5 protein-coding genes and 3 tRNA genes are annotated in these 10,622 nt (G+C 75.1%); 6 read left to right on the top strand and 2 right to left on the bottom strand.

Annotated features, from left to right (window positions below; all coding sequences use genetic code 11):
- Positions 1-2,465 (bottom strand): PAS domain-containing protein (locus ACFWPI_RS29810; RefSeq protein ID WP_380425164.1); only part of this gene is annotated, 2,465 nt, incomplete at its 3' end.
- A 178-nt stretch (positions 2,466-2,643) separates the two neighbouring features.
- Between ACFWPI_RS29810 and ACFWPI_RS29805 the strand changes: the two genes are divergently transcribed.
- The 6 genes from ACFWPI_RS29805 (at position 2,644) to ACFWPI_RS29780 (ending at position 9,002) form a co-directional block, all read left to right on the top strand.
- Positions 2,644-2,734: transfer RNA gene (locus ACFWPI_RS29805), tRNA-Ser, on the top strand.
- A gap of 223 nt (positions 2,735-2,957) precedes the next feature.
- Positions 2,958-3,033, top strand: a tRNA-Arg gene (locus ACFWPI_RS29800).
- Between the two features lie 31 nt (positions 3,034-3,064).
- A tRNA-Arg gene (locus ACFWPI_RS29795) sits at positions 3,065-3,140 on the top strand.
- A 278-nt stretch (positions 3,141-3,418) separates the two neighbouring features.
- Positions 3,419-6,523, top strand: a complete 3,105-nt coding sequence (locus ACFWPI_RS29790) for an Ig-like domain-containing protein (RefSeq protein WP_380374561.1) — start codon at positions 3,419-3,421, stop codon at positions 6,521-6,523.
- A 194-nt stretch (positions 6,524-6,717) separates the two neighbouring features.
- Positions 6,718-7,992 carry an SPFH domain-containing protein gene (locus ACFWPI_RS29785; RefSeq protein ID WP_380425161.1) on the top strand — a complete coding sequence of 425 codons (1,275 nt, stop codon included), beginning with the start codon at positions 6,718-6,720 and terminating at the stop codon, positions 7,990-7,992.
- Positions 7,989-9,002, top strand: a complete 1,014-nt coding sequence (locus ACFWPI_RS29780; RefSeq protein ID WP_380374556.1) for a C40 family peptidase — start codon at positions 7,989-7,991, stop codon at positions 9,000-9,002. The genes ACFWPI_RS29785 and ACFWPI_RS29780 overlap by 4 nt, the downstream gene beginning before the upstream one ends.
- Positions 9,003-9,524: 522 nt before the next feature.
- Here the strand turns inward: ACFWPI_RS29780 and ACFWPI_RS29775 are convergent.
- A complete protein-coding gene (locus ACFWPI_RS29775) occupies positions 9,525-10,490 on the bottom strand; it encodes an aldo/keto reductase (protein WP_380374554.1) in 966 nt (321 codons plus the stop codon).
- Positions 10,491-10,622: the final 132 nt, after the last annotated feature.

The following is a 10,622-nucleotide window of genomic DNA, read 5'->3' as shown; positions in this document are numbered from 1 at the left end:
GGCGCGGGCCGGTCCTCCTGCGGGGTCTGGTCGGACGGCGCGGTCGGGGCCTCCTGGCCGGGGCCGGGCGGCACGGCCAGCCGGCGACGGCGGCCGGTCGGTGCGGCGGCGGGCTCGGGCTGCGCGGGTGCCGGGCCGGCCGGCAGGGCGTGCTCCAGGCCGGGGTACACCGGGGTGTCGGGGGCGCCGGGGAGGGCGAAGCCGCCGGAGGAGTCCTCGGTGGGGGGCAGGGCGCGGCGCCGACGGGGCTTGGTCTCGGCGCCGTCGGCGGCCGGGGCGCCTTCCGCGGTGGGCGTGCCGCCCGCCGGGGTGCCGTCGGCGGGGGCGGCACCGGTGCCGGGGCCGAGCGCGAGCGGTTCACGCCCGCCGGTCCGGTGCTGCTGCGGGCGCTCGCCCTCGACGGGGACGGCGTAGGCCGGGCCGGAGCGGCCGTCGTCCTTGCCCCAGGGGTCGCGCTGCGCGCCGTCCGGACCGGCCAGTCCCTGGCGGCCGTACGCGGGGTCGTTGCCGGTGCCGTTCCACTGTTCGGGGACGGCCCGCTCGATCCGGGCGGGGGCGTTCGGCCACTGGTCGGCGGGGGTGTCGGGGGCGGTCCGGGCCGGGGGCGCGGGTTCCTCGGCGGCGGGGCGGCCACGGCGGCCGCGCCGCTCGGCGGCGGGTTCCTCGGCGGGCTGCTCCGCCGCCGCGGCCGGGGTCTCGCGGTCGGGCTGCTCGCCGCCGTCGGCGACCGGCTCGGCGTCCTCGCCGCTGCTGGGCAGCTGCGGGATGCCCGGCAGGTCGGGCAGGACGGCGCTGTCGCCCTCCTTGGGCCGGTCGGAGCGGCGGCCCTCGGCGGCCGCGCGCTCGGCGGCGGCCTTCGCGGCGGCCGGGTCCAACGGCAGCTCGACGACGTACGTGGTGCCGGCCTTGCCGGGCAGCTCGTGCGGCTGGAGCACGCCACCGTGGCGCTCGACCACCGCGCGGGCTATCGGCAGGTGGACGGGGCTGCCGCCGAGGCCGGGCCCGCGGATCTCGACCCGGGCGACCTCGCCGCGCTGGGCGGCGGCCAGGACGACGGTCGGCGGCTCGCCGCCGGAGGGCAGCGCGGCGGGCGTGCCGGGGGCGGCCAGGCCGGGGGAGGGGGCGGTCGGGGCGTCCAGGGCGAGGCCGATGCCGCTGACGTCGGCGACCAGGTGGGCCAGCGCCTGGGCGAGCCGGCGTTCGTCGGCGATCACCTCGACGGCGGCGGCGTGCACCGAGAACCGCACCCGGCCCGGGCCGACCAGCTCGCCGGCCGCCTCGACGGCCTGGCGGACCACCTTGTCCAGGGCGACGGGCACCCGCCGCTCGGTCGGCTTGCGGCCGTCCTTGCCGTCCTTGTTGTCCTTGCCGTCCTTCGCGTCCGGGCCGTCCGCCGGGGCGCTCTCGCCGGCCTCGGAGCGCTGGTGCGCGAGCACGCCGTCGATCAGCCGGCTGAACCGGCGGCACTCGTCGGCGAGCCGGCGCAGCGTCCAGTTGGCCTCCGGCCACAGCTGCCCGGCCGGGTCGGCGGCGAGCGCGTCCAGCCGCTCGTTCAGCGCGGACAGCGCGCCGCCGAGTTCGCTCTCCAGGACGGCGGTGAGGTGTTCGTTGCGGGCGACCAGGGCGAGTTCGCGGCTGCGGTCGGTGAAGGTCATCACCGCGCCGACCAGCTGGTCGCCGTCCCGCACCGGCGCGGTGGTGAGGTCGACGGTGACCGGGCGGCCGTCCTTGCGCCACAGCACGGTGCCGCGCACCCGGTGCTTGCGCCCGGAGGTCAGGGTGTCCAGCAGCGCGGACTCCTCCAGCGCCAGCGGGGTGCCGTCGGCCCGGGAGTGCTGGATCAGCGGGTGCAGTTCGCGCCCGCCCAGCTCGCTCGCCCGGTACTCCAGGATGTGCGCGGCGGCCGGGTTGACCAGCACGCAGCGGCCTTCGAGGTCGACGCCGAGCACGCCCTCGGCGGCGGCGCGCAGGATCATCTCGGTCTGCTTGTGCTGGCGGCGCAGCTCGGCCTCGACGCCGAGCCGGCTGGAGAGGTCGCGGACCAGCAGCAGGAGCAGGTCGCTCGCGGAGGACGGGCGGGACCGCTCGCGGTACGGGTCGTACGAGGTGAGCCCGTAGCCGCGGCCCTCGCCGGTGCCGTCGTCGGGGAAGTCGTTGCCGGAGACCTCGACCGGGAAGCTGGTGCCGTCGGTGCGCCGGGCGGTCATCCGGACCGGGCGGTCGGGCTCGTCGCCGTCGCGGGCGGCCGGGCGCATCGAGCCGGGGATCCGACTGGGGTCGAACTCGGGCAGGAGGTCCAGCACGCCCATGCCGACCAGCGAGGTGCCGGGCGTCTGGAGCGCGTGGACTGCCGCGCTGTTGGCGTCCACGACGGTGCCGTTGCTGTTCACCAGCAACAACGCGTCGGGCAGGGCGTCGAGTATGGCGGCGAGGCGAGCAGCGCCTCGGATCGGCCTGCTGCTCACGTCGACAGGTCTCCTCGGCTCAGGGCAGCTCCTCCGGAGACGGCAGTATCTCATTCTTCTTTGCGGCGGGGTCGACCCGCCTAGTAACGTGGGCGGTGGTTGGTGCCGAACCCCACGGTTGTGGCATCATCTCAGGCACACGGAACGGGTCCGCTCACGCGGACGTGGTCCCTGTGGAGGAGGCTTCGCCTAGTCCGGTCTATGGCGCCGCACTGCTAATGCGGTTTCGGGGTTATTCCTGATCGAGGGTTCAAATCCCTCAGCCTCCGCAGCCGGAAAGCCCCGTCGACGATCTTGTCGGCGGGGCTTTCGGCATCTCCGGGGCGGTTCCGGGCCCGCCCCGCCGACCTGCTCCGCAGGCCGGGGCCGCCGGGGGCCCGAGCGGCCTCCAGGGGGTCGGCCCGGGGGCAGGGAGCAATCGATTTCGTCCCGCGTCGCAGGTCATGTAATGTTGTCCCCGCAACGCCCCGCTGGCACTGTTCATCAGGGCGAGCGCTCATAGCTCAACGGATAGAGCACTTGACTACGGATCAAGAGGTTGCAGGTTCGAATCCTGCTGAGCGCACCAATCTCCGCAAGATCGGGTTCGCCCGTTCCTTGCGCTCATAGCTCAACGGATAGAGCACTTGACTACGGATCAAGAGGTTGCAGGTTCGAATCCTGCTGAGCGCACCAGGGAGAAGCCCCCGGCCACCGGCCGGGGGCTTCTCCCGTTTCCGGGCCCGGACGAGGGCGCCGGGTGCCGCGTCCGTTCTGGATTGCGGGCCTAATGGATGAAATGCATCTGTTTCGGGTATATCCCGTCCTGCCGCTCGGATGGCCGCCAAACGGGTGGGACCCGGCCATAAGCGCAGGTGTCGCAGTATGACCGGCTCAGGATCGTGATTCCTTTTTGTCAGATCTTGTGCCCAGACTGCCCGGCACCCCGGCAGCCGACCGCGAAGGAGAGCCGGATGGGCCGACAGTTTCCCCGCACGGCCGCCGCCCTGACCGTCCTCGTGGCCGGGCTGCTGACCGGCTGGAACGCCCCACTCTCGGTGGCCCAGCAGTCCCCTGACGCCTGGTCGGGGGAACGCCGGGCGGTCCTGCCCTCCGGCCTCTCCGTCCAACTCGAATTCGCCGCCACCCCGGGCACCGAGGTGGCCGCCGCGGCCGGCGAACTTGCCGACCGCCCCGGCGGGGGGCGTGCGGCCGGGCCGTACACGGACGGAATGCACCCCGGAAACCCCGCGCAGACCTTCAGCGTCACCGAGAACCGCCCGCAGGCGGACGGATCCTGGCGCACCGTCGGAACGCTCCGGCTCGCCTTCTCCCGACCGGTCCGCAATCCCCGGCTGCACCTCAGCGGACTGGTCGCGCTCGCCACCGGGAAGTCCGGCACCACCAGCACCGCGGCCCGGCTGACCCTCACCGGCGGCTCACCCTCCGCCCCCACCCTGGTCAACCGCACCGACTGGCCCGGCTGGACGGTCGACGCCAACGCCCTCGCACCCGTCGGCGCCGACGGCAGCTCCGACGGCGCGGCCGGTTCCGCCTCCGAGGGCACCCTGGAACTCGCCGGCACCCTGCGCACCGCGGTCTTCCGGGTCGAGCAGCGCTCCACCGCCCGGGCCGGCAGCACCACCGCCCCGCCCGTCCTGCGCCAGGCGTACACCGTCACCGTCGACGAGGACCTCGGCACCGCCCCGCAGAACTACGGCAACGCCTCGCACGTGCTCTCCGACCTGTTCCTCGGCGCGGACGCCGCCAACCCGGCGCACCGCACCCGACCCCGGTCCGCCGACGACCCGGGCACGGCCGACCGGTCGACCGGCGAGCCGCTGGTCCAGCTCGACCACGGGGCCGGCCGGCGCAGCGTCTTCACCAGCCCGCCGCCGCCCAAGCTCCAGCCCGGCCGCGCCGAGTACCAGGGCGCCGACCCGTCGATCAGCTTCCCCACCGAGGCCGCGATCGGCCGCTACTACCGGCTCACCGTCCCGGTGGCGGTCGGCGACCAGCCCGCGACCCTGGCCGGCTGGATCGACTTCGACCACAGCGGGCGCTTCGACCCCGCCGAGCGGGTGCAGACCGAGATCCCGGCCGGCGCCGACACCGCGACCCTGGAATGGACCGTCCCGACCGGCGCCGCCTCCGGCGACACCTGGGCCCGGCTGCGGATCGCCCGCGACGCCAGCCAACTCGTCCCCTCCGGCGGCTTCGCCGACTCCGGGCAGGTTGCCGACCAGCGGATCAAACTGACCGTCGGCGCCGCCCGGCCCGAGGTCGCCGAACCCGTCGACGGCGCCGTCCTCGCCGAGGCCCGCCCACGGATCCACGGCGACGGAGCGGTCGCCGGCGCCTCGGTGGAGATCCGGGACGGCGACGCCACGGCCTGCCGGGCCCGGGTCGAGCGCGGCGGCGACTGGTCCTGTCGGCCCGACGGAGCGCTCACCGCGGGCCCGCACGCCCTCACCCCGGTCGAGATCACCAGCGGTGGTGTGGTGCTGCGCGGCGACGCCGTCCGGGTCACCGTGAAGACGGCGCCGCCCGCACCGCCCGTCCTCACCCTCCCGGAGTACACCAACGACCCGGGGATCCAGCTCACCGGCACCGGCGAGGCGGGCAGCACCGTCGCGGTCACCGACCAGGCCGCCGAACTCTGCCGCAGCGCCGTCCGGGCGGACGGCCAGTGGTCCTGCCTGCCGGTCGAGAACCTGGTGGACGGGCGCCACCTGCTCACCCCCGTCGCGGTCGACGAGGCCGGGAACCGGACGGCCGGGCAGGCGGTCGCGCTGGTCGTCGACACCGTCCCGCCGGACAAGCCGGTGCTCGGCTCGCCGGCTGCCGGGGAGACCCTGCGGGTCAGCCGGCCGACGTTCACCGGGCGGGCCGAGCCGGGCTCGAAGGTGCTGGTCACAGCGCGGGCGGGCGGCTCGGCGGCCTCGGGGCCGGGTTCGGCTCCGGCTTCGGGCTCGGGTTCGGTCTCGGGTTCGGGTGCGGGCGAGCGGACGGTGCTGTGCGGGGTGACGGCGGCGCTCGACGGCAGCTGGACCTGCACCGCCAACCGGGACCTGACGGACGGGCAACAGTGGCTGGTCGTCACGGCGACCGACCTGGCGGGGAACGGGGCGGCGGCGGATGCGGTGCCGGTGCGCGTCGCGGCGGCGCCGAGCCCGTCGGCTTCGGCATCGGCTTCGGCTTCGGCATCGGCGTCGACTCCTGCGGTGCCGAGTGCGGTGGCGTCGACTCCTGCGGTGCCGAGCTCGGGGGCGTCGGTTCCCGTGCGGCCCAGCCCCGCAGTCTCGGTGCCGACCGTGCCGACCGTGCCGAGCCCGTCGGCGTCGGTGCCGGTGCCGGTCGGGCCGAGCCCGAGCGTGGCGGTGCCGGTGTTGCCCTCGGCCGGTGCTTCCGCGCCGGTGGCCTCCTCCGTACCGTCCCGTCCCGCGACGTCGCCCACGTCCACGTCCACGTCCAAACCCACGTCCACGCCTTCGAGCCCGGTCACCTCGTCGCCGAGCCCGGTTGTGGGGGCGACGCCCGTTGCATCCGTGCTCGCGCCGGCGCCGGCGGGGCTGCTGCCGATCGCCGTTCCGGCGGTCGCCCGGCCTCCGGCGGCGGTGGCCGGGCCGTCCGTTGCTTCAGTCACCCCCACCGTCCCGACCGTCCGGATCGCCCCCACCACCACCTCCGCCGGTTCCGTCCCTCCGACGCTCCGTACCGTTCCGTCCCTGGGCGCCAGCCCGTCCCGGGCGGCCGTCGGCGTCATGGCGTCGCCACCGTCACCGTCACCGTCACTGACACCACATCTGACACCGCCTCCGCCTCCGTCACCGCCACCGTCATCGACGCCGGTGGCGGCCGAACCGCTCGGGTCCGCCGGGGAGGATGCCGGGCCGCTGCCGGCGCCGCCGAGCGCGTCGCCCGTGGGGGCGGCCGCGGAGGCCTCGCAGGCGGCGGCCGCGCGGTCCACCGCGAGCGGCTGGCGCGGTGGGGTCGCCGGTGGCCTGCTGGTGCTCGCCGGAATCGGGCTGATCACCCGTCGGCTGTTCGCCCGTGGTGACGGTGTCCGGCGGCGCTGACCTGCGCTGAACCATCCCGACCATCCGTTCATGTGCCTGCGCGTCAGGTCGGCTTCGGACGATTCGTCAGCAAATGTCGACACACCTCATCATAAATGTCGCATTTGATGACGTATGAACTTAGCCTGATCTTGGCACTGCCCGTCAGATCCGGGCCGCCCGTTGCGCGACACACCGACCCCGAGGATCCGTGCATGGACGTCACCCGCGATTCTTCGCAGCGACCCGACCACCTGCCCCAGGTACTCCCACCGGCCTTGCCGGAACGTTCCGCCTCCGGCGCCAGCCCGCTGGCCAAGAACACGGCCGTCAAGACGGCCAAGCCACTCGGCCCGGTCGACGGCGGCCCCGCGACCACTCCGCTGGTCGTCGTCCCCGGCCCGGCCACCGGCGCCTCCGCCGACCTGCGCGATCCGCTGGAGGCGGCCGCCCCGGCGACCGTCGAGATCCCGGAAACCACCCAGGTCGGCGCCCCCACGGCCGCCGCCTCCCGCCGCCCCCCGCGCGCCGACCAGGCGGTCCGCGAGCACGGCGCCACCGCCCTGCCCGGCTGGATCGCCCTGCTGGTGGTGCTGGTCGGCGTGGCAGGCGTGCTGCTGATGCTGCTGCGCGACGGCGTCATCCCGTACTGGGACGCGCTGCCCGACCTGCGCAGCGCCGCCGCGCAGGCGAGCGGCCAGGCCGAGGTGGACGCCAAGTCGGTCGCCGCGGTCAGCGCGGTCGGCCTGCTCGTGGTGTTCGCGCTCGCCGGGCTGCTGGCCAACGCGGGCGGCGAGACCCGGGTGCTGACCCGCTGGGGCCGCTACCGGGGCACCGTCCGCCGCACCGGCCTGGTCTGGGTCAACCCGCTGCTGCGCCGGCGCCGGGTGGACGTGCGGCTGCGGCACTGGCGCAGCGAGCCGGTCAAGGCGGTCGACCGGACCGGCACGCCGATCGTCGTCCGGCTGCTGATCGTCTGGCGGGTCAAGGACACCGCGCGGGCGCTGCTGGCGATCGAGGACCACGAGAGCTACCTGCGCGAGCAGGTCCAGGCGGTGCTCACCCGCACCGCGTCCATCCTGCCGTGCGACAGCAACGCGGCGCCCGGGCCCGCGCTGCGGGACGGGCAGTGGTTCGCCGACGAGCTGACCAGAGCACTGGCCGCCGAGGTCGCCCCGGCGGGCCTGGAGGTCTACTCGGCGCAGCCGCTGGCGCTGGACTACGCGCCCGAGGTCGCCGAGTCGATGCGCCGCCGCCGGCTGGCCGACCTGGACGCGGGCCTGCGGACGGTGCTGGTGGACGACGCAGTCGAGGCGGCGGCGCTCGCCGTCCGGCGACTGGAGCGCGCCACCGCCCACGAACTGGACGAGGCCGCCCGCAGCGCGCTGATGGAGCAGCTGCTGGTCGCCTTCGTCGCCCCGGCCGGAGTGGCCGCCTCGGTACCGCCCCCGGCCGCACGGGCCGGGCGGAAGGAAGGACGACCCGCATGAGGATAGCCACCGGCGCGTACGCCGATCCCGGCCTCGACCTCGACGCCGATTTCGACGCCGCCCTCGACCGGGGCCTGATCGGCTTCGAGGAGAGCACCGGCAGCATCCCCGCGATCGCGGGCTGCGGCTGCCCGAACTGCGCGGCCCGGCCGCACACCGCCCGCCCCGCGACGGCGACCGGCGGCAGCCGAATACACCGCGCCGTGCGGAGTACCTGCCTGGCCACCACCGTGCTGGCGGGCGCCGGCGTGGTCGGCCTGACGGCCGGTGCCGGGTCCGCGCACGCGGCGGCCGGGAAGCAGGGCTGGGACGGGTCGAAGTACTGGTTCAAGAACGGCGCCGGCGAGTGGCGGTGGACCAGCCACTACGACGTCTACGCGAACCGCACCGGCCAGTCCGGCGGCTCGGGCGGCTCCGGCGGTGCCAGCGGCAAGGCGGCCGCCGTGTCCAACGGTTCGGCCTCCTCCTCCGGACTGCGCCAGGGCTGGGACGGGTCGAAGTACTGGTTCAAGAACAGCGGCGGCGAGTGGCGGTGGACCAGCCACTACGACGTCTACGCGAACCGCACCGGCCAGTCCGGCGGCGGCGCGGATCCCGCTCCCGCCCGGCCCGCGGCCACGCCGTCGGCGGACCAGGCACCGGCCTCCGGCAGCGTGGAGTCGGCCATCGACTACGCGCTCGCCCAGCTGGGCAAGCCGTACGTCTGGGGCGGCAACGGCCCGTCCGGCTACGACTGCTCGGGGCTCGTCCAGCAGGCCTACCGGCGTAGCGGGATCAGCCTGCCGCGGGTGGCCGACGACCAGTACGCGGCCACCACGCCGATCAGCGCGGGGCAACTGCGCCGCGGTGACCTGGTGTTCTGGTCGGACAGCGGCCGGGCCTCCGGGATCCACCACGTGGGGATCTACCTGGGTGGCGGCAAGTTCGTCGAGGCGCCGAGGCCCGGCAAGACGGTCCGGGTGTCCACCCTCAACTCGGGCTACTACCCGACCCACTTCGGGCGGCCGTAGCGCCGGGGCGTACCGGGCCCCCGACAGCACGCCGCTGTCGGGGGCCCGAAGCAGGACCTGGTCGTCCCCGCGGAGGGAACGGGTGCGCAGTTCGGGCCCGATCTGCCAATCGGCCGGTGCGCCGTGCGCGTTGGCCGTCTTTTCCGGGGCGGATTCGCCGACCGCCCGGAAAGTCTCCTGGATTTCGTCGACGGTGCCGGCGCGGGCCCTCGGATCGGCGGGGCCGACGGTCACTCTGCCGGTGTTACCGCCCGGGCCCGGATTGTTTGCGGAATCGAGGGCCGGGCGCGCGTACTTCTTCCGGTCCTCGTCGTCGAAGAGCCCGTCCCGGGCGGGATTTCCGGCGAGGCTGCCCCCGTGGCGGCTTCGACGTCGAAGTCCTGTTCCGTGCCCGGTCGTTCGTGGGCCAAGGCTGATCACTGCGGCCGGTGTTCTCAGCCGGGTGGGGTTCGCCGGGCACGGGTGCAGGCTGCGAACGGGCCCGGGCGGGGGCGGGTTCGCAGCCTGCGGGGTGGGGCGGGGTCAGGCGGAGGCGGTGTCGAGGAGGGCGGTCTGTTCGGGGGTGAGGCGGAGCGTGGTGGCTGCCAGCAGGGGCGGGAGCTGCTCGACGGTGCGGGCGCTGGCGATGGGGGCGGCGACCGTCGGCCGCCCGGCCAGCCAGGCGAGGGCGACCGTGGCGGGGGCGACGCCGTGCTCCCCGGCGACGGTGTCCAGGGCCGCCAGCACCTTCGGGCCGCGCGGGTCGTCCAGGTAGCGGGCGGCGCCCTCGGAGCGGGCGCTGTCGACGCCGGGGCCGCCGGGGCGGTACTTGCCGGTGAGGAAGCCGGAGGCGAGCGCGTAGTACGGGACGGTGGCGAGGCCGTGCTCGGCGACCACGTCGGCCAGCGGGCCCTCGAAGGTGCCGCGCGAGACCAGGTTGTAGTGCGGCTGGACGGCGACGTACTTGGCCAGGCCCTCGCGGTCGGCGAAGGCCAGCGCCTCGGACAGCCGCTCGGCGCCGATGTTGGAGGCGCCGACTGCGGCGACCTTGCCCTCGCGGACCAGCTCGTCCAGCGCGGTGACGAACTCCTCGACCGGGGTGTCGTCGTCCCGGTGGGTGTAGTACAGGTCGATCCGCTCGACGCCCAGGCGGCGCAGCGAACCCTCGGCCGCGGCCTTGATGTTGGCCGCGCCCAGACCGCCGGCCTCGGGGTGCATGCCGACCTTGGTGGCGATCACGACGTCGTCGCGGTTGCCGCGGCTGCGCAGCCAGTTGCCGAGGACGGTCTCGGACTCGCCGCCGGTGTTGCCCGGGGCCCAGGCCGAGTAGACGTCGGCGGTGTCGACGAAGTTGCCGCCGGCCGCCGCGTAGGCGTCCAGGACGGCGAAGGACTGCTGCTCGTCGGCCGTCCAGCCGAAGACGTTGCCGCCGAGGGAGAGCGGGAAGACGGACAGGTCGGAGGCGCCGAGGCGGACCCGGCCCGGGGCGTCGCTGTGGTTTCCGGTCATGGTCGGATTCAACCGGATCGCACCGGGCGGCATTCCGCGTGTCGGGCGGACTTCACGAGGATGTCGTACCACCGTTGCACGACCGGGTGGTGGGGGTCGCGCAGGAGGGGTCCGGGGTGTCCGTGAGGTGGG

It is taken from the genome of Kitasatospora sp. NPDC058492, assembly GCF_042720685.1.
GTDB lineage: Bacteria > Actinomycetota > Actinomycetes > Streptomycetales > Streptomycetaceae > Kitasatospora.
The sequence above is the reverse complement of the archived record's forward strand: the minus strand, read 5'-3'. Positions and strand labels throughout refer to the sequence as shown.

Excerpts from the sequence above, each read along its gene's own strand:
- ACFWPI_RS29780 (WP_380374556.1), top strand. The coding sequence starts at position 7,989 with ATGAGGATAGCCACCGGCGCGTACGCCGATCCCGGCCTCGACCTCGAC.
- ACFWPI_RS29790 (WP_380374561.1), top strand. The coding sequence starts at position 3,419 with ATGGGCCGACAGTTTCCCCGCACGGCCGCCGCCCTGACCGTCCTCGTG.
- ACFWPI_RS29785 (WP_380425161.1), top strand. The coding sequence starts at position 6,718 with ATGGACGTCACCCGCGATTCTTCGCAGCGACCCGACCACCTGCCCCAG.
- ACFWPI_RS29775 (WP_380374554.1), bottom strand. The coding sequence starts at position 10,490 with ATGACCGGAAACCACAGCGACGCCCCGGGCCGGGTCCGCCTCGGCGCC.